The sequence below is a fragment of the Henriciella marina genome, from assembly GCF_027213945.1.
Taxonomy (GTDB): Bacteria; Pseudomonadota; Alphaproteobacteria; order Caulobacterales; family Hyphomonadaceae; genus Henriciella; species Henriciella marina_A.
The window spans coordinates 72,248-89,031 of the sequence record NZ_JAPWGW010000002.1; the positions used below are offsets into that span (position 1 = coordinate 72,248).

Genomic DNA, 16,784 nt, shown 5'->3' on the forward strand with positions numbered 1-16,784 from the left:
CGTCCATAGTATGAAGGGCTTCCATTCATTAGCGACCTATCCTGATCCATGACCACGACCAGCGTTTATATCGATCCGGCCCGCGAGGTCCCACGCCTTCAGCCCCTGAAGGCCTGGCGTCACATGAAGAAGCTCATCGCGGACAAGGAAGACACCGAACAGGTTTTCGAAATTATCGAAGCCCTGAACGGCAAGGCCACCTATCGCGACTTTAAACGATTCATGGCCACGCCTGCAGGCCAGGCCGAATTCGCCAAGCGTCTCCATCTCCCGCCGATTCTCGATAATCACGAGCCACTTCATGAGCTCCCCGAAGGAAGTGTCGGTCGCACCTATGTCGAATTCATGGAGCGCGAGGGCCTCTCGGCTGCCGGACTCGTCGCCGAGAGTGAGAAGCGCCCAGGAAAGTTGCGCGGTCATAAAGACGATCTTCTCTGGTACGGCAATCGCCTGCGCGACACGCATGATATGTATCATATCCTGACCGGCTATGGCCGTGATGCGCTTGGCGAAGCAGCACTACTGGGCTTTACCCACAGCCAGCATGGCGGGCTTGGCGTGAGCTTTATCTGCTTCATGGGTGGACGTCAGGTTGCAAAACATGCGCCGAGAGAAGCCGACATACCAAGCGTGATCAAGGAAGGTCGGCGGAACGGCAAGACCGCCAGGCGCCTGATTGAGCAGGACATCATAGCTCTCCTGCCTCGTCCGCTGGACGAGGTTCGCGAGGAGCTGAACATCAAGCCACCCGTCGCTTACCAACGCGCCCATGAAGTGATGCGCACGCACGGTCTCGACCCCTATTCCGACGGACTTTAGCCCCGCGCTCTGACTGCCCGGTTGTTCTGGAACTGATTTCATTGGATGCTTGTTGCCATAACTGGTGAACAGCCAGTCCAGACATACAGTTCGAGGCAATACATGATCTATTTCGTCAGGCACGGTGAAGCAGAAGCGGGCTGGGGCACAGCTCCGGATCCGGGTCTCTCTGCACTCGGGCTGAAGCAGGCCGAAGCGGTTGCCGCAGAACTGGGCAAGCAATCGGTCAGCCAGATCATTGCGAGCCCGATGCGCCGCTGTCAGGAAACCTCCCGTCCGTTTGCAAGCACTTCCCGACTTCACGTCGCAACCGACCCCGCTGTCAGTGAAATCCCGACGCCCGAAGGTCTCAGCGACCGGGTCGAATGGCTTCGTGGTTTCATGGCAGGCAGCTGGGACGCCGCCCCGTCCGTGGTGGCCGACTGGCGTAGCGATCTCATTTCACGGCTGGCCACGATCGAGAATGACACGGTCGTCTTTTCTCACTTCATCGCTATCAACACGATCGTCGGGCATCTCGAAGGAAGTGACCTCGTCACCAGCTTTCGTCCGGGCCATTGTTCGGTGACCGTCCTCAAGCGCGATGGCGACAAGCTAAGCGTTGAACGACGCGGAAACGAGGCGGCGACTAAGGTGCTTTGAAAAACACCGTCAGAAACACCGCCAGTACACCGTCACTGCACCATGATTTTCCGGGAAAAGCGCTGCACTTTCCGGGAGGAAAGTATCAAGAAGGGCAAAGATGACGTCCTCCACCCCTGAGACCAATCATCCAGACCTCTGGCTGCCTGACTGGCCTTGGCCAGAAGCCGATAGCCACAAGCACAAACGCGGCGCGCTTTGCGTGGTGACAGGCCCTGCGGCCTCAACCGGCGCAGCCCGTCTTGCTGCCCGTGCAGGTCTTCGCATTGGCGCTGGCCTCGCCACCCTCTTCTGCCCGCCATCGGCGACACTTGTGAACGCCGCCCACGAGACGGCTGTAATGATCAAGCCGTTCAGCACGCCAGACGCACTCGCAGAACTCGCCGAAGGCACCAGAAGCGTCCTGATCGGCCCCGCCGCCGGGGTAAATTCGGAAACCCGTGAGAATACACTTGCCGTGCTCAGACATGCAGGCTCCAGCGTCCTCGACGCTGATGCTCTGACTGTGTTCAAGGACCGGCCGGAAGATCTTTTCAACGCCATTACCCGCCCGTCAGTCCTGACGCCGCATGATGGCGAATTCGAACGGGTGTTTCCTGGCCTTCTGGACCAGTACACCCGCTCCGAAGCCGCTGTCATCGCGGCGGCCCGTTCCGGCGCTATCGTCCTTCTGAAGGGTAGTGAGACCCTGATTGCAGCGCCCGACGGCCGCCTCACCGTGAACAACCACGCCTCGCCCTTCCTTGCCACTGCAGGCAGCGGCGACGTTCTGGCCGGCATGATCGCGGGCCTCATGGCGCAAGAAATGGGGGCTTATCGCGCCGCCTGCGCGGGTGCCTGGTGCCATGGAGAAATCGCTCGCCGCATTGGCCCAGGACTTATTTCGGAAGACCTGCCTGACGCCCTACCTGCCCTGCTTAGCGAATTTTATGCAAGACGCGCTTGATAGGCCGGGAACGCGTCAGTAGGAGACCAGCTCTGGGTCAAGCCCACATGCGGATGTGGCGAAATTGGTAGACGCACCAGATTTAGGTTCTGGCGCCGCGAGGCGTGGGGGTTCAAGTCCCTCCATCCGCACCACTTCACAGCAAGCGCGAAGCCGCCTTCAGGGCAGCTTCAGCGCATGTGAGATTGCTTCAGCGCCATGCATGGACAGTCCAGACACGCTGTGACATACACCGCCGCTTCTAGGAAAAACCAACGCCAAAGCCTGAAGCCACAGGGCTAGACGGCACAAGGAATGACAAAATGGAATGCACCGAAACGTCTGATGGCCTGAGCCGCATGTACAAGGTCAAGGTGCCTGCCAGCGAGCTCAAGGCACGCCTGGAAGCGCGGATCGAGGAAATCCGCCCGCAGATGCGCCTCAAGGGCTTCCGCCCAGGCAAGGTGCCCGCCTCCCACGTGCGCAAGATGTTCGGCCAGTCCCTCATGGGCGAAGTCGTTGAAGCTGTAATGAAGGAGTCGAGCGAGAAGGCGATTACGGACGCCGAGATCCGCCCGGCCTCGCAGCCCGACATGCACATGGAAAGCGACATGGAAAAGGTGATCGAGGGCACAGAAGACCTCGCCTATCACATGCATGTCGACATCATGCCGGACTTCGAACCGGCAGACATGTCCGGCATCACCATCAAAAAGCCGGTTGCCGAAGTTGACGACGCGCAACTTGAAGAAACGCTTGGTCAGGTTGCCGAGAACAACATGAAGTATGAGCCGCGCGGCAAGACCGCGAAGGCAAAAGACGGCGACGCAGTCGTCATCGACTTCGTGGGCAAGATGGACGGCGAGCCGTTTGAAGGCGGCGCGGCTGAAGGCCATACGCTCGTTCTCGGATCGGGCAGCTTCATTCCTGGCTTCGAAGAACAGCTCGTTGGCCTGAAGACTGGCGAAGAGAAAAACGTCGAAGTCACCTTCCCTGAGCAGTATCAGGCTGAGCACCTTGCCGGCAAAGCCGCCGTCTTTGAGGTGAAGGTCAACGAAGTCCGTGCACCGAAGAAGCCGGACATTGACGAAGAGTTTGCCAAGGGCCTCGGCATCGAGTCGCTCGAAGAGCTCAAGACCATGCTGAAAACCCAGCTCCAGCAAGAGCTGGATAATGCGTCCCGCGCCAAGGCGAAGCGTCACCTTCTTGACGCCCTCGACGAGAAGCACGACTTCGAACTGCCGCCGAAAATGGTCGACATGGAGTTCGACCAGATCTGGCAGCAGCTTCAGTCGGAAATGGACGCTGGCCGCGTCAGCGACGAGGACAAGGAAAAGTCAGAAGACGAGCTGAAAGAAGAGTATCGCAAGATCGCAGAGCGCCGCGTGCGCCTCGGCCTCGTGCTCGCTGAAATCGGCCGCATTCAGGAGATCAAGATCTCCGAACAGGAAGTCCAGCAAGCCCTTATCCGCGAAGCACAGCGCTATCCGGGTCAGGAGCGTCAGGTTCTCGAATTCTTCCAGAAGAATGAGAACGCCATGGCGCAGCTGCGCGCCCCGATCTATGAAGACAAAGTGGTCGACCACCTTCTCGAGACGGTCAAGATCGACGAAGAGAAAGTCTCTCGCGACGAACTGCTGAGCGACGACGACGAGGAATAGTCCTCACTTCAATTCAAATTCTGGAAGAGCCCGGCCTTGCAAGGTCGGGCTTTTTCTTTTCGGCCGCTATCCTCGGCCTCAATACCGCCACCCGATGCGAGGCCAATGGAGACAGGCGCGGCAATTTCTGGTGGCACGGCAATGCCGATCCGGTGCCCCCAGCTTCCCTGCTCGATCTCTACGGGGACCGAAACTTCCTCCCATCCTATCAAAACAGAAAGTAGGTAGGCGCCAGGTTTTACACCCTCGAAGGCGAACTGGCCAAAGGATGCCGAGCGGTGCTCCAAACGCGGCAGGTCAGGCTGTAGAGGCGTCAGAGACACTGCCTGCCCCTCAAGACGGGTGTCACCCCTGCCCGGCTGGCCATCACCGTCGCGATCAATGAAGACGCTGCCCACGATCTGCCCGGCCTCGCTCATTACTTCGCCGGGCCCCGCGCCTTCTGGCGCGTCGGACACCGGAATGAGAGGCGCTATCATTTCGATGGCACGCACCTCTACCGCCGAAGCACTGACACGCACCAGCGCCTGGCCCTTTTGAGGCACTGCTTCTGAGGAATTGATCCCCGGCTGGCGCACAAACTTGGCGACTTCCCGGCCAACCTTTCGCGCCATCATCCCTGGCGCATTATCTCCGGGCTCCACCGCGCTCTGAGGCTGCACTGACAGCGACGCAAGCTGGAGCCTCATCGTATTCAAATCATGCGCGGGGTCGCTGCCGGAGGCCTGTTGGCGGGCTTCAGCCAAGAAACCGCTCCATGCATCGCGACTACGCCAGTCCGTGGGCTGGAGCACATTCGCCAAGCTCGCCTGACTCTTTGAACCTACCATCACGGGGCCGCCGTACCGTAGCGCAAGGTCTCCACCAAAGAGCTGAACCATCGCGGTGTCTATCAACTCGCTCTGCGAAGGCGAGACCTGGCTAACCATGGGCGTAGACAAGCCGGGTGCCTCAAGAACAATCGAAGACACGTTGCCTCGGTCTTGCTGAAATTGCGTTCGTGATTCCGGCAGCGATGGATAAGCCATGGCCGGCAGCCGCCCTGTCCAGAGGCTCAGCATCAATAGTATCAGGATACTGAATAGAAGCCGAAACTGCATGTTCACCCATGCGTCAAAGATGGCGCCCGAAGCTATTCGTGCTCACACGCACATGCCTCAATCTGTCCCATTTCACGGAAACACGGCTGCCTGTTATCTGCTTTATGATAAACCTGAAAGATTAAGGCGACGCTCCGGGAATGATGAAATTCGACAGGTTTCACCTGAACATCGAACAAAAAAGCCCTTCCGTGCTTTTGCACGATAATACCGCACCCTTCCAATGAAAAAGGCCACAACCCCATGTTTTCACGAATATTTCTGGCCGTCACTTTCTGTGTAATATTTGCATCGTGCGATCGCACGACCACGGCCGCGCCCGGCACGGCGCCTACTATCGAACAAGAGTCGGCGTCCATCGCAAACACTTCCACTATGAGCTTGCAGGCATCCTTCGACGCCCTGCCCGCGCCTTATTCGCAAGCGGACTACAATCTCGGCCGACGGACGTTCAAAAACTGCCAGTCCTGCCACACGATTACAGAGGGAGGCCGCAACCTGGTCGGCCCCAACCTGCACGGCGTATTCGGTCGCACCGTCGGCACAGCAGATGGTTTCCAATATTCAAGAGCACTGAAAGCAGAGAATTTCGAATGGACGCCGGAGCGGCTGGAGGAATGGCTTGCCAATCCCGGTGACTACCTCCCGGGCAACCGAATGACATTTGCCGGCGTGCGGCGGCCCGCCGACCGCCATGCGGTGATCGCCTATCTCATGGTCGAGAGTGGTTACAGTTCCGCACAGAATGCAGACCAAGAGGCCGAAATGAACGAGAACCCAGGCATTCCTGGCTCAGAAGCGACGGGCGAGGGAAATGAATAGCCCCACTTCTTCGAACTCACCGCCGAGTTCGACCAAAGAGCCTGCCGAAACATCATACGCACCGCGGCGCAGGACGTATTCAAACTGATGTTTGAGCGAGCGCGCATTCTCTGAGCCCTGATCGAGCCAGAACTGGTTCACGAGCCAGATATTGCGCGCAATCTCCCGCCCGTACCCCACCTCTAGCCGATAACGCTGACAACCATCTGAATGAGCGCGCACGGCGGCTTCTGCAAACCAGAAGCCATAGCGCTGAACCTTCTTGGCTTCACGAGAGAACGAATGCGCGAGACCGGCGCGCGCTTCGCCGCCAGTTGACTGGCATCCGGACGCGCCACCGATCGCCTCTCCTTCCAGGACACCCGCTTCAGCGGAGACAACCCATGCTTCCGACAACGCAAAGCTTCGGCGGAGCGTTGTGCGCCAGCCGCTCGCTTCGAATTCAGCGAAATCCTCAAAGGTGACGCGCTCATACTTGGCGGTCACCGTCCATCGATCCGTCAGGCCATATTCGGTGTAGAGATCGGTGCGCCAACCTTGCAGTCCCTCAACCTCGGTACGGTTGAGCGCCGCGCGGGCAAAGGCGGCCTTCTCAGCCTGCCCCCAAGGAGCGGCTTCGGCGTCCATCGCGAAGATGAACGCCGCAAGACAAAGCGTAGATCGAACCATTCGCGGTGAGCTATAACGCCTTCCGCCGAAGGTTGAAGCTTTTTCTAAAGACGGAAGCGGATTTGGTCGGACCAGAAGCGCTCAAGACGCGAAACCGTCTTGTTGAGCTGGGTCAGGTCCATTGGGCGCACGCTTGCCGTCGGCTCAAGAGCGTCAGCCTGCTTTGCGAAGAGACCTTCGACACGCTTGCGGACCTTGTGGCCACGCTCCGTCAGGCGCAGGTGCACCGTGCGCTTGTCAGCTTCCGAGCGCGACTGGACGAGGTATCCACCTTCCTGGAGTTTCTTGATATTGTAGGAAAGGCTCGTGCCCGCAAAGGCGCCGCGTGCACGCAGTACGGATGCCGGGGTCTCGTTCTCGCCAATCTCATAGAGAAGAAGGGCCTGAACGCCTGTCAGGTGACGCTCACCCCCCCGCTCCAGGTCGTCCTTGACGACATCGTGCAGTCGGCGATGCGCCTGCTCGAGAAGCGAAAGGGATTTCAGGAAAGATTCTGCGACCGTATCTTCACCGGCCACTGCTTGTGCAGCGTTGTTCATTGTAACCACCATCATCACTCAACTTTTGTTGTAGTTTGAATAGAGTTACGCCCTTCATCCTGATATTTCGTTAATCATGCCCTCTTGGGAGGGCCTATTCGTTAACAAAACAGGCCTATATGGTTAATGTTCGGCAATGCATGCGATCCGACATCTTCTCTCAATGATTGGTAAACTCTTATGAAGGAAGCTTTTCTCTTACCTGCGCATGGTATGCGAGGGTGAATGCAGGAGAAGTACAGAGTATAGATTGCTTTAGAGACACCATGATGCACTCGAACGTCGAAATGCCTATGTCGGAACATTCGGATAAACGCGACTTTCCACGCTTTGAGGTGAATACCTCAGGCACGCTTATTCTGCAGACGGGTTTCAAGATGAACTTTGTCGTAAAGGATATGTCGCAACGCGGCGCGAAGATCCTGCTTAACAAGACGTCCATCCTGCCGGAAGCTTTCACAGTCGAATTCGTCAGCCCTGACCGCACCAAGGTCAAACGCTGCGAAGCCAGACGCCAGTGGCAGCGAGGGCCGCTCGTGGGCATCCGTCTGTTAAGCGCAAAGACGATAAGACTTTAGACGTCGCAGCGTTTTGGGATAGAAGCTGACAACTTGATGATAGCTTCTTCTGCCCTGAATATCAGATCTGCAAACGCCGGTGACGTGGATGCCATCATTCGCGCTGATGTTGCCGCCTCGGCTCTGTTTGCCCCTACTGGCTTACTCTCGCCGGAAGCTCTCGACGATCATGTTGAGAAAGACGATCTGCTCGCCTCGATAGATGCTGACCAGCTCGACGTTGCCGAACTGCCTGTCGACGGTGTCGTTGGGTTCAATCAGTTCAGCAGGATGGGAAACGATATCTATCTTCAGCAGATTTCCGTTCATCCTGACTTTGGCAAACAGGGGATTGGTCGCAGGCTCATGGCCCGGCTCGACAGCAGGGCCGAAAACGCCGGGGCGACACAGATCACACTTTCGACATTTCACGACCTCGCCTGGAATGCACCGTTCTATGCATCTCTAGGTTTTATCGAGCTGCCGCGTAGAGAGTACGCCCCCTATATGACGGCCATTGAAACCTCGCAGGCCCCTTTCATGGACATTTCGAAACGTGTTTTCATGAGAAAACCCGTTCGCAAACACACAAAGCGCGTTAAGTAGCGCCTCATGACTTCGCCATTTCCGCAAAGCTACCCGTCCACCCGGCTCCGCAGGCTTCGTCAATCGGCCTGGGTCCGCAACCTTTCGTCTGAAAACCATCTGACGCCCGACGACCTTATCTGGTCGATGGTCGTGCATGATGGCGATGAGCCGACTATTCCTGTCGGCTCCATGCCCGGCCTGTTCCGGCTGAATGTCGCTGAAGCCGCAAAGGCAGCCAGGCGCGCAAGCGAGCTTGGAATCCCGGCGATCGCCATTTTCCCGCACATCAATCCTGAACGGAAGGACGACGCAGGCTCTGAAGCGCTTAATCCGGATGGTCTTATCCCGACCGTAATCAAAGCCATGAAAGATGCCGCCCCTGATGTTGGCATTATCTGTGATGTGGCGCTCGATCCGTTCACGGCGCACGGCCATGATGGCGTCATTGATGCGGACGGCTATGTCCTGAATGACCAGACGGTTGACCTGCTCCGCCGCCAGGCCGTCATGCAGGCAGAGGCAGGCGCTGATATCGTTGCTCCCTCTGACATGATGGATGGCCGCGTTGGCGCCATTCGTGATGCGCTGGAATCGGCGGGCAAGGTCAACACGATGATCATGTCCTATGCTGCAAAATATGCGAGCGGCTTCTACGGGCCCTATCGCGACGCCATCGGCTCAGCCTCAGCGCTCAAAGGCGACAAGAAGACTTATCAGCAGAACCCGGCCAATAGCGATGAAGCCCTGCGCGAAGTCGCCATGGACATCGATGAAGGCGCTGACCTCGTCATGGTAAAGCCTGGCCTGCCCTATCTCGATATCATCAGGCGGGTGTCGGACACGTTCGCGGTCCCAACCATCGCCTTCCAGGTGTCAGGGGAGTATGCCCAGATCAAGGCGGCGGGCGAGCGCGGCTGGATTGATGAGGAGCGCGTGATGATGGAGACGCTGCTTTGCTTCAAACGCGCTGGGGCGTGCGGCGTGATTACCTATTTCGCCGAAGCAGCGGCGCAGATCCTGAATGCATGATCGCGTCTCAAGCCTAACGACACTTGTCCGCTCAATTGCTCTGGCGGCAGGCCTACTGGCGGCGTCAGTCGCCGCTGTCCCGGCAGCTGCGCAGCAGATTGCAATTGATGAAATCGAGTTGCCGGACCTGGAAGGCGGGCGCTGGGGCGTGTCTGTTGTTTCACTCGATGGCACCGAAGTCTTTTCAGTGGCCGACGACCAGAGATTTGCGCCTGCATCTACCCTGAAACTGGTCACGTCGGCTGCCGCCTTCAGGCTGCTCGGCGACTTCGACTCTGGACGCTGGCCCGGTGGTACGTCTGCCCGGCTGGAGGCGACCGCAGACTCTGTTCACCCGAACATTGTCCTTATTGGCGCTGGCGACCCGACCCTTTCAGCGTCGTCACGGTGCTATTCGAACTGCTTGCAGGCCCTGGCAGACGCAGTCGTCGAGAGCGGCGTTACCCAGCTCAATGCGGTCGATGTCGACGACTCGCTGTTTCAGCCACCTCACTGGCCCTCTGGCTGGACGCATGAGGACTTCCGGTTCGGCTACGCAACCTCAATTTCCGCGCTGAGCGTCGATGGCGGCGTGGCGCGCGCACGGCTGACGCCCGGAAGTCGCCGGGGCCTGCCCCCGGAAGTGACGTGGAATTGGGTGCCATTCTTCCAGATCAACACCGATGAAGCGGAAACCGTGTCGACCCGCCAGTTCAGTGTCGACCTTATTCGACGTCCAGGCGCGGAGGAGGCCTATCTGCTCGGCCGCCTGCCGCTTGCCTCACCGCCCGTCCATCTTCAGTTCGGGCTCGACGACCCCTCGCTCTATGCCGGCGAGGTGCTCAAGGCCATGCTGGAGGAGCGCGGCGTGACCGTCCACGGCCCGGTCTTTCGCGGCAGGACGGTGCATGAACCAGTAGCCGACAGTGACCCGACAGGCCCCCTACCCGATTTTGTGCTGCCCGGGTCGGACCCCGTCCTGCTGATTGAGGAAGTCCTGCACGAGAGCAATAATTTCTATACAGAAGTGTTGCTTCATCATATTTCGCTGACGGCAAGAGACCGCTCGCAGGATGCAGGTCTTGAGTTGATGGGCGATATGCTTGTCGATGCGGGTGCCTCACGAAGCGAGTTCAGTCTCGCCGACGGTTCTGGCCTCTCTGTCTATAACCGCCTGACGCCATCTGCGATGACGGACCTGCTGGTCTGGGCAAGCCGCCAGAGCTGGTTCGACACCTGGTATGGGCACCTGTCACGGGCGGGCGTCGATGGTACGCTTCGCTACCGATTCACTGAGCTTGGCCGTGACGATCGTTTCCGCGCCAAAACTGGAAGCCTTACAGGAACGGGCTCTCTGGCTGGCTACTTCGAGGCACGGGATGGGACACGCTATGCCTTCGCGGTGTTCGCAAACGACTCGTCATTGCGTTCGTCGGCAACGCGCCGCCGGATCGACGAATTGCTCCAGGACGTGATTGACCGGCTCGATTGAAGCTGAGCAGCAGATAAGCTGGGCAGAGCTATTCGTCCCAGGTCTCGTATTTTCCGCGCATATACTGAAGGCCGAAGTCGATAATCTCGGCCAAGACGGCTTCGTCTACATCGGCCAGCTTGTTGATGTAGAGGCAGGACTTGCCGATCTTGTGCTTCCCAAGCCGACCGAGCTTTTCCTCGAGGTCCAGATACCCGGGCATGACATAGACGACGAGGTTCGCCTTGCGCGGCGAGAAACCCGTCATAAAGAACTCACCTTCACGCCCGCTTTCATATTTGTAGGCATAACGACCATAACCGATCAGCGATGGGCCCCACATGCGCGGCGCGAGGTTGGTTGTCGTCTCAAATATTTCGAGAAGACGTTCGGCATCCGCCCTGCGAACAGGATGCTCGACAGAGGCGACAAATTCCTGCGGCGATTGCGCGGTCTGTCTAGTCTTGTTCTCAGCCTTGGCCATCGTCCATCCCCTTCCACGTTGCTGCCAGCACACTAAAAGGGGCTATCGACACCGGCAATCTCAATCGCCTAGCGAGACGTTTTCGCCAAGATCCAGCACAACAATGAGCACCATCAGGGCAACCAGTAGCGCGCCTGAAAGCGAAACATTTATCCAGAAGGCGCGCGTTGCGTTCTGTTGATCGACCCATCCGCGGGGTTTGATGCCCTTGAGGCGGAAGACCGCCAGCGCCGAGACAAGCAGGCAGACAATATTCAGGAAAAGCAACATTCCGGACCTGGCGGCAAGCGCCCATTCCTGGGATCCCATAAACAGACCGAAGGCAGCCCCAGGCGGCAGAAGCGCCGCCGCGACCATAACGCCGACCAGCACAGCAGATTTGCCCTGAGCCATGGACAGCGCTGCAGCGCCGCCTGCAGCAAGGGCCAGCGCGACGCTGTCGAGGCGTACCTGCGTACGCGCCATCAGTTCTTCGCTTTCCAGGTTGAGCGGCAAGGCGAAGGAGATGAGGAAGGCGACGAGCAAGGCCACGCCCAGGCCCGCTGCAAGGGTGACTCCCGATTGGCGGATAAGCCCCATATTGCCGAGACCGGCACCAAGGGCGAAACCGAGTATTGGTCCCAACAAAGGCGCGATGACCATTGCGCCGATCACCGCGGCAACGCCGTCTGCATTCAGGCCAATTGCGGCGACGATGGTCGAAAGACCTGACAGGATGAGAAAGTCGCGTGAAAGCGTCGCGTCCTTGACCACATCGTCGAGAAGCTCTTCGCGCAGCACGCGAAGATTGCTCGCCGCCTCGTCCTGCTCAAGCTCACGCGGTTCCGGCAGGCTCGCCTCGACCGGGATCATGGTGACCCGCCAGTCCCGGCAATTCTCAAGTGCCTCAGACACCGCATCGATCAGGATCTGGCAACGACCGTCATGCGTGAGCACGCGGATCATCTTTCTATCAGCCTGCTCGATGTCGAACTGGATCCAGTCGATGGGTTCGAACGCCTTGATCGCGCGGACGATGATGTCGCTGTCACGCTTCTTGAGGTGAATTTCGACCTGTTTCAATTCACTGCTTTCGCGAGGTATCGAAGCGCACGACGAGGCTCGACGTATCCCAGCGCTCGCCGCCCTGCGCCTGTACGTCGCCGTAGAACTGATCGACCAACGCTGTGACCGGCAGACGCGCACCACTGTCGTCAGCCGCCCTCAGGGCAATTCGAAGATCCTTGCGCATCCAGTCTACGGCGAAACCATGATCGAATTCGCGCGCCGTCATTGTCTTCCAGCGGTTCTCCATTTGCCAGCTTTGTGCCGCACCACCAGAAATGGCTTCCATAACCCTGGCAACGTCGAGGCCATTGGTTTCAGCGAAATGAATGCCTTCTGAGAGCCCCTGAACGATACCCGCGATGCATATCTGGTTCACTGATTTTGCAAGCTGTCCTGCACCGCTCTCGCCGATATGAGTAATACGCGCACCATATGCCTCCATAACCGGCCGCGCCTTCGCCATGACGTCGTCATCGCCGCCGCACATGATGGTAAGCCGCCCGGCCTCGGCGCCAGCCTGACCGCCTGATATCGGGGCGTCGACGAAGTGAATGCCCCTTCCCTTGCAGCGCTCATAAAGATTTCGGGCGAGACCCGCGCTGGCTGTCGTGTGGTCGATTACGATTGCGCCTTTGGCGAGCGCCTCCTCGATCTGGTCGAAAACTGCTTCGACGTCGGGGTCATCTCCGAGGCAGAGACAGACATATTCTGCGTCTGCAACAGCTTCTTCCGGCGTCGCAGCTACCTTGCCATCATGTTCTGCGGCCCAGTCATTGGCCTTGGACTGCGTTCGGTTCCAGACGGTGACCTCGTGGCCTATCGACACGAGATGACCCGCCATTGGAAAACCCATGACACCCAGCCCCAGAAATGCACACTTGCTCATAACTACCTCGTCTTTGCCGCTTCGCGCCAGATAACCCGTTTGTCGCGGCCGCCAACCAGAACGGCATATGGACTCTGGCCAGATTTGATTAAAATTCAAAGGTTACGCCAAACTCCGCCCTAAGGACGTTCGTGTAGACAGAGTGTACGGATCAGAAAGATCGGACACTATGGCTAATGTTCACGCCTTGTCGCGTGCCGGAGGCAGAATGCCTCTGGCGCCGATCCGCCAGACTGGCGGATGGAAGCTCGCCTATGCGGACTTCCTGACAGCCCTTTGCGCCCTCTTTCTCGTTCTCTGGCTGGTCCATGGTGCAACGCCCGAGCAGAAAGAGAATGTGGCAGAGCAATTCGGCGCACCTGGACTGGCGACAGCGCAGGCTTTCAAGCCGCTCTCCCTGACGCCCGCACAAACCGGACCCTCGGCGCTCGCCGATACTCTACGCTATTCCGCTCTGCTAGCCGAACCTGCTGGCCACGTCGCAATCAGCGAAATCGAGAACGGCGTGCGGATTGATCTTCTCGATCCTGAGCTAGCGCCGCTATTTGAAAAAGGTGCGGCGTCGCTGAATGCACGCGGCGATGATTTGATCGCCCTGACCGCCGGGGCATTGGCACTGATCGATATGCCTTTCAGCATCGAAGGCCACACCGATAGTGACCCTATCCACCGGACAAACTATTCCAACTGGGACCTGTCCGCGGACCGGGCAAACGCGGCCCGTCGTGCTCTGTTGGCCCATGGAATAAAACCAGCACGCGTCCGCAGCGTTGCCGGTCTGGCTGACACAAGGCCGCTCGATGCCAGTTCTACCAACTTGCCTCAGAACCGCCGGTTGAGCATAGTCGTCCACCTAGACTGATTTACTGGAAGGACCTTTCGGCTCCTTTCGCGGCCGGGAGACCTCATGGCAACAGAGCTCGTTGCAAACTGGCCCATGTGGGCCAGCCTTTTCGTCATACTTTGTGCGATCATTGCCTATGTGCTGGACAGGTGGTCGATGGAAGCTGTTTCCATCGGTGTTGTCGCCGCCCTCCTATTGTTGTTCACCATCCCCGGTGCGACCGCCTTTGATGGGACATCGATAAGCTCGGCGGACCTGCTTTCAGGGTTTGGCAACCCGGCGCTTATCACGATCATGGCGCTCCTCGTTGTCGGCCAGGGTCTATTCCAGACGGGCGCCATTGAAGGACCCACGAAAGCGCTTCTACGCTCCTATGGCAGACGTCCAATCTATACGCTTTGCGTAACGTTCTTCGCTGTCTTCGCCATCAGCGCCTTCACCAACAATACGCCCGTCGTCATTATGTTTCTTCCAATCATGAGTGCGATTGCAATGCGTATGAACGCATCGCCATCGCGGCTCATGATGCCACTCAGCTTTGTGTCCATCCTGGCCGGTATGACGACTCTTATCGGCACGTCTACCAACCTGCTGGCGGCTGATGCCTATCGGCGCACCGAAGGGATCTCGCTCGACTTCTTCGAACAGACGCCAATGGGCTTGATGCTGGCCGGGGTCGGGCTCGCCTATATTGCGATCTTTTCGCGATATCTTCTGCCGAACCGGGATACGTTCGCGCAGGAGATTGTGCCGAGCGGCAAGCAGTTCGTGGCACAGATCGAAGTCACGCACGGGCATTTCCTGATTGGCCAGTCCCCGGTGGCGGGCATGTTCCCGGATCTCAAGGATATGACCGTCCGCCTTATCCAGCGCGGCGAGAAAGCTATGCTCCCCCCGTTCGAGAATGTCGAACTCCGTGCCGGGGATCTGGTCATTGTCGCGGCGACGCGGAAGGCCATCAGTGACCTCCTCGCCTCAAAACCTGGGCTGCTGCAACAGATCTGGCAGGGGAATGAGAACGAAGAGGTCGATACAAGTGTACCGCAGCTCAGCCTGATCGAGGCCGTTATCGCCCCGGGTTCGCGTATGGCGGGCCGGACCGTAGAAATGCTTGGTTTCCGCCGGCTGACCTCGGCGGTCGTGCTGGGCATTCAACGACGCTCGCGCATGATCCGGACCAAGCTTGGTGAAATCAGGCTTGAAGCGGGCGATACTCTCCTCCTCTGTGCGCCGCCGACCGTCTTCCAAGAGTTGCGAACAAGCCGGGACATCCTCCTGCTGGAGTGGTCGCAAAAGGAAATTCCGGTGACGGCGCATAGCCTCGCGGCCCGCCTGATCGCGCTCGGCATGGTCATTCTGGCAGCGACCGGCATTGTCAGCATTCTCGTGGCGTCCGTTCTTGCAGCCCTCGCCATGATCGTCACGCAATGCCTTAACACTCGGCAGGCGAGCCGGGCACTTGATCTCAGGATATTTCTGGTGATCGCCGCCGCGCTCGCCATGGGTACGGCGCTGGAGAAGACTGGCGCAGCGACCCTGATCGCAGATGGCGTTGTAACACTCGCCTCGCCCTTCGGCCCCGTCGTGATCCTCTCGACCATCTTTATCTGCGTTGCCATCCTGACAAACATTCTCAGCAATGCCGCGACGGCCGTGCTGTTTGCCCCTGTCGCCCTGGAGGCCGCGCATTCAGCTGGCGCCGACCCGCTTCCTTATATCCTTGCAGTAATTTACGCATCGAACTGCAGTTTCGCCTCGCCGATCGCCTACCAGACCAACATGTTGATTATGGCGCCCGGCCATTACCGGTTTTCAGACTTCATAAAGTTTGGTGGGCCACTTTTGGTTGTGATGTGGGTTGCATTCACCATAATGGCCCCTTGGCGTTTTGATTTATGAGTGCCTTAATCGATGACTATGAAACTGGATGAGTCGCTATTTACCGTACCGGGTGTCGGACGCGGACTACGTTTCTATGTCACCGGTGCAACGCCTTGCCCCTATCTGGACGGCCAGATGGAGCGCAAAGCCTTTACCCATCTCAACCAGTCGGCCCCCGATACGCTGCACAACCAGCTCAGCGAAGCAGGTTTTCGTCGCAGCCAGTCGGTCGCCTATCGTCCAGCCTGCCCCTCATGCAATGCGTGCCGCAGTGTGCGTGTTGATGCTTCAAGGTTCACCCCCAGCCGCAACCAGACGCGTATCCTGAAGCGCAATGCAGACCTCGTCCGACGACCTGTCGCACCCAAGGCGACACGCGAGCAGTTCCGCCTGCTGAAACGCTATCTCGTCTCGCGCCATGAAGGCGGCGGCATGTCGGATATGGGGTTTCGCGAATTTGCTGGCATGGTGAACGAGACTCCCGTTCAGACCCTGATATTCGAGTACCGCGAAGGCCCTGAAGAGGATGCGCCGCTTGTTGCCGTGTCGTTGACCGATGTGCTGCGCGACGGTTTCTCGATGGTCTACACCTTCTTCGACACGCGCCAGCCCAAGCGCAGCCTCGGCACATATATGATCATCGATCATATCCGCAGCGCGGAGGACTATGGGCTGCCGCACGTCTATCTCGGCTACTGGATCAAGCAGAGCCCGAAGATGGACTATAAACGCCGCTTCCAGCCGCTCGAAGTCCTTGACGGGGCCGTCTGGCGTCCGCTTGAAGAGAAAGACTAGAACCCGACCTGTCAGAGGGGCAAGGCCGGGCGATCCCAAGAGGATC

The 16,784-nt window shown here is 58.5% G+C and carries 19 protein-coding genes and 1 tRNA gene; 13 read left to right on the forward strand and 7 right to left on the reverse strand.

The features are described 5' to 3' along the window. Window positions 1-48: 48 nt before the first annotated feature. The 5 genes from O4G74_RS06770 to tig all read left to right on the forward strand — a co-directional run bounded on the left by O4G74_RS06770 (window position 49) and on the right by tig (window position 4,047). Window positions 49-819 (forward strand): Coq4 family protein, encoded by a 771-nt coding sequence (locus O4G74_RS06770; RefSeq protein ID WP_269401880.1) that lies wholly within the window; start codon window positions 49-51, stop codon window positions 817-819. 102 nt (window positions 820-921) lie between these two features. Then, entirely contained in the window at window positions 922-1,461 is a 540-nt protein-coding gene (locus tag O4G74_RS06775; RefSeq protein WP_269401881.1) for a histidine phosphatase family protein, read from the forward strand. 100 nt (window positions 1,462-1,561) lie between these two features. Next, the gene (locus tag O4G74_RS06780; protein WP_269401882.1) at window positions 1,562-2,407 is read left to right on the forward strand and encodes an NAD(P)H-hydrate dehydratase; all 846 of its coding nucleotides are present in this window, start codon (window positions 1,562-1,564) and stop codon (window positions 2,405-2,407) included. Window positions 2,408-2,456: 49 nt separating this feature from the next. Beyond that, window positions 2,457-2,541: transfer RNA gene (locus tag O4G74_RS06785), tRNA-Leu, on the forward strand. Between the two features lie 168 nt (window positions 2,542-2,709). Then, window positions 2,710-4,047, forward strand: a complete 1,338-nt coding sequence (gene tig / locus O4G74_RS06790; RefSeq protein WP_269401883.1) for a trigger factor — start codon at window positions 2,710-2,712, stop codon at window positions 4,045-4,047. A gap of 8 nt (window positions 4,048-4,055) precedes the next feature. On the opposite strand, the gene O4G74_RS06795 is transcribed toward tig, so the two are convergent. Further along, window positions 4,056-4,793 (reverse strand): hypothetical protein, encoded by a 738-nt coding sequence (locus tag O4G74_RS06795; RefSeq protein WP_269401884.1) that lies wholly within the window; start codon window positions 4,791-4,793, stop codon window positions 4,056-4,058. A gap of 386 nt (window positions 4,794-5,179) precedes the next feature. Beyond that, window positions 5,180-5,506, reverse strand: a complete 327-nt coding sequence (locus tag O4G74_RS06800; protein ID WP_269401885.1) for a hypothetical protein — start codon at window positions 5,504-5,506, stop codon at window positions 5,180-5,182. Window positions 5,507-5,522: 16 nt separating this feature from the next. Here O4G74_RS06800 and O4G74_RS06805 point away from each other — a divergent pair, with 16 nt between their 5' ends. After that, window positions 5,523-5,969 carry a c-type cytochrome gene (locus tag O4G74_RS06805; RefSeq protein WP_269401886.1) on the forward strand — a complete coding sequence of 149 codons (447 nt, stop codon included), beginning with the start codon at window positions 5,523-5,525 and terminating at the stop codon, window positions 5,967-5,969. On the opposite strand, the gene O4G74_RS06810 is transcribed toward O4G74_RS06805, so the two are convergent. Both O4G74_RS06810 and O4G74_RS06815 read right to left on the reverse strand, forming a co-directional pair. After that, entirely contained in the window at window positions 5,940-6,638 is a 699-nt protein-coding gene (locus tag O4G74_RS06810) for a hypothetical protein (RefSeq protein ID WP_269401887.1), read from the reverse strand. The genes O4G74_RS06805 and O4G74_RS06810 overlap by 30 nt on opposite strands. A 44-nt stretch (window positions 6,639-6,682) precedes the next feature. After that, on the reverse strand, window positions 6,683-7,177 hold the full coding sequence (locus O4G74_RS06815; RefSeq protein ID WP_233350586.1) for a MarR family winged helix-turn-helix transcriptional regulator: 495 nt from the start codon (window positions 7,175-7,177) through the stop codon (window positions 6,683-6,685). A gap of 266 nt (window positions 7,178-7,443) precedes the next feature. Here O4G74_RS06815 and O4G74_RS06820 point away from each other — a divergent pair, with 266 nt between their 5' ends. From O4G74_RS06820 to dacB, 4 genes are all read left to right on the forward strand, one after another. Beyond that, a complete protein-coding gene (locus tag O4G74_RS06820) occupies window positions 7,444-7,755 on the forward strand; it encodes a PilZ domain-containing protein (protein ID WP_119380931.1) in 312 nt (103 codons plus the stop codon). An 84-nt stretch (window positions 7,756-7,839) separates the two neighbouring features. After that, complete coding sequence (locus O4G74_RS06825) at window positions 7,840-8,340, forward strand: GNAT family N-acetyltransferase (protein ID WP_269401888.1); 501 nt, start codon at window positions 7,840-7,842, stop codon at window positions 8,338-8,340. 6 nt (window positions 8,341-8,346) lie between these two features. After that, entirely contained in the window at window positions 8,347-9,351 is a 1,005-nt protein-coding gene (hemB, locus tag O4G74_RS06830) for a porphobilinogen synthase (RefSeq protein ID WP_269401889.1), read from the forward strand. Next, window positions 9,344-10,822 carry a D-alanyl-D-alanine carboxypeptidase/D-alanyl-D-alanine-endopeptidase gene (dacB, locus tag O4G74_RS06835; RefSeq protein WP_269401890.1) on the forward strand — a complete coding sequence of 493 codons (1,479 nt, stop codon included), beginning with the start codon at window positions 9,344-9,346 and terminating at the stop codon, window positions 10,820-10,822. Before hemB ends, dacB begins: the two co-directional genes overlap by 8 nt. A 28-nt stretch (window positions 10,823-10,850) precedes the next feature. On the opposite strand, the gene O4G74_RS06840 is transcribed toward dacB, so the two are convergent. Genes O4G74_RS06840 through O4G74_RS06850 form a run of 3 tightly spaced genes read right to left on the reverse strand, consistent with a single transcriptional unit; the run spans window position 10,851 to window position 13,218 of the window. Continuing rightward, window positions 10,851-11,285 (reverse strand): DUF1801 domain-containing protein, encoded by a 435-nt coding sequence (locus tag O4G74_RS06840; protein ID WP_269401891.1) that lies wholly within the window; start codon window positions 11,283-11,285, stop codon window positions 10,851-10,853. Between the two features lie 60 nt (window positions 11,286-11,345). After that, window positions 11,346-12,347 (reverse strand): TIGR00341 family protein, encoded by a 1,002-nt coding sequence (locus O4G74_RS06845; RefSeq protein WP_269401892.1) that lies wholly within the window; start codon window positions 12,345-12,347, stop codon window positions 11,346-11,348. A 1-nt stretch (window position 12,348) separates the two neighbouring features. Next, a complete protein-coding gene (locus O4G74_RS06850; protein ID WP_269401893.1) occupies window positions 12,349-13,218 on the reverse strand; it encodes an NAD(P)-dependent oxidoreductase in 870 nt (289 codons plus the stop codon). Window positions 13,219-13,426: 208 nt separating this feature from the next. On the opposite strand from O4G74_RS06850, the gene O4G74_RS06855 reads away from it, so the two are divergent. Genes O4G74_RS06855 through O4G74_RS06865 form a run of 3 tightly spaced genes read left to right on the forward strand, consistent with a single transcriptional unit; the run spans window position 13,427 to window position 16,738 of the window. Further along, window positions 13,427-14,080 carry an OmpA/MotB family protein gene (locus O4G74_RS06855; RefSeq protein ID WP_269401894.1) on the forward strand — a complete coding sequence of 218 codons (654 nt, stop codon included), beginning with the start codon at window positions 13,427-13,429 and terminating at the stop codon, window positions 14,078-14,080. Window positions 14,081-14,125: 45 nt separating this feature from the next. Then, window positions 14,126-15,961, forward strand: coding sequence for an SLC13 family permease (locus O4G74_RS06860; protein WP_269401895.1), 1,836 nt, complete (start codon window positions 14,126-14,128; stop codon window positions 15,959-15,961). 12 nt (window positions 15,962-15,973) lie between these two features. Beyond that, window positions 15,974-16,738 (forward strand): arginyltransferase, encoded by a 765-nt coding sequence (locus O4G74_RS06865; RefSeq protein WP_269401896.1) that lies wholly within the window; start codon window positions 15,974-15,976, stop codon window positions 16,736-16,738. The last annotated feature ends 46 nt before the right edge of the window (window positions 16,739-16,784 follow it).

Coding starts and splice junctions, on each gene's coding strand:
- O4G74_RS06770 (WP_269401880.1), top strand. CDS start 49: ATGACCACGACCAGCGTTTATATCGATCCGGCCCGCGAGGTCCCACGC.
- O4G74_RS06775 (WP_269401881.1), top strand. CDS start 922: ATGATCTATTTCGTCAGGCACGGTGAAGCAGAAGCGGGCTGGGGCACA.
- O4G74_RS06780 (WP_269401882.1), top strand. CDS start 1,562: ATGACGTCCTCCACCCCTGAGACCAATCATCCAGACCTCTGGCTGCCT.
- tig (WP_269401883.1), top strand. CDS start 2,710: ATGGAATGCACCGAAACGTCTGATGGCCTGAGCCGCATGTACAAGGTC.
- O4G74_RS06800 (WP_269401885.1), bottom strand. CDS start 5,506: ATGGACGCCGACTCTTGTTCGATAGTAGGCGCCGTGCCGGGCGCGGCC.
- O4G74_RS06805 (WP_269401886.1), top strand. CDS start 5,523: ATGAGCTTGCAGGCATCCTTCGACGCCCTGCCCGCGCCTTATTCGCAA.
- O4G74_RS06810 (WP_269401887.1), bottom strand. CDS start 6,638: ATGGTTCGATCTACGCTTTGTCTTGCGGCGTTCATCTTCGCGATGGAC.
- O4G74_RS06815 (WP_233350586.1), bottom strand. CDS start 7,177: ATGAACAACGCTGCACAAGCAGTGGCCGGTGAAGATACGGTCGCAGAA.
- O4G74_RS06820 (WP_119380931.1), top strand. CDS start 7,444: ATGATGCACTCGAACGTCGAAATGCCTATGTCGGAACATTCGGATAAA.
- hemB (WP_269401889.1), top strand. CDS start 8,347: ATGACTTCGCCATTTCCGCAAAGCTACCCGTCCACCCGGCTCCGCAGG.
- dacB (WP_269401890.1), top strand. CDS start 9,344: ATGCATGATCGCGTCTCAAGCCTAACGACACTTGTCCGCTCAATTGCT.
- O4G74_RS06840 (WP_269401891.1), bottom strand. CDS start 11,285: ATGGCCAAGGCTGAGAACAAGACTAGACAGACCGCGCAATCGCCGCAG.
- O4G74_RS06850 (WP_269401893.1), bottom strand. CDS start 13,218: ATGAGCAAGTGTGCATTTCTGGGGCTGGGTGTCATGGGTTTTCCAATG.
- O4G74_RS06855 (WP_269401894.1), top strand. CDS start 13,427: ATGCCTCTGGCGCCGATCCGCCAGACTGGCGGATGGAAGCTCGCCTAT.
- O4G74_RS06860 (WP_269401895.1), top strand. CDS start 14,126: ATGGCAACAGAGCTCGTTGCAAACTGGCCCATGTGGGCCAGCCTTTTC.
- O4G74_RS06865 (WP_269401896.1), top strand. CDS start 15,974: ATGACTATGAAACTGGATGAGTCGCTATTTACCGTACCGGGTGTCGGA.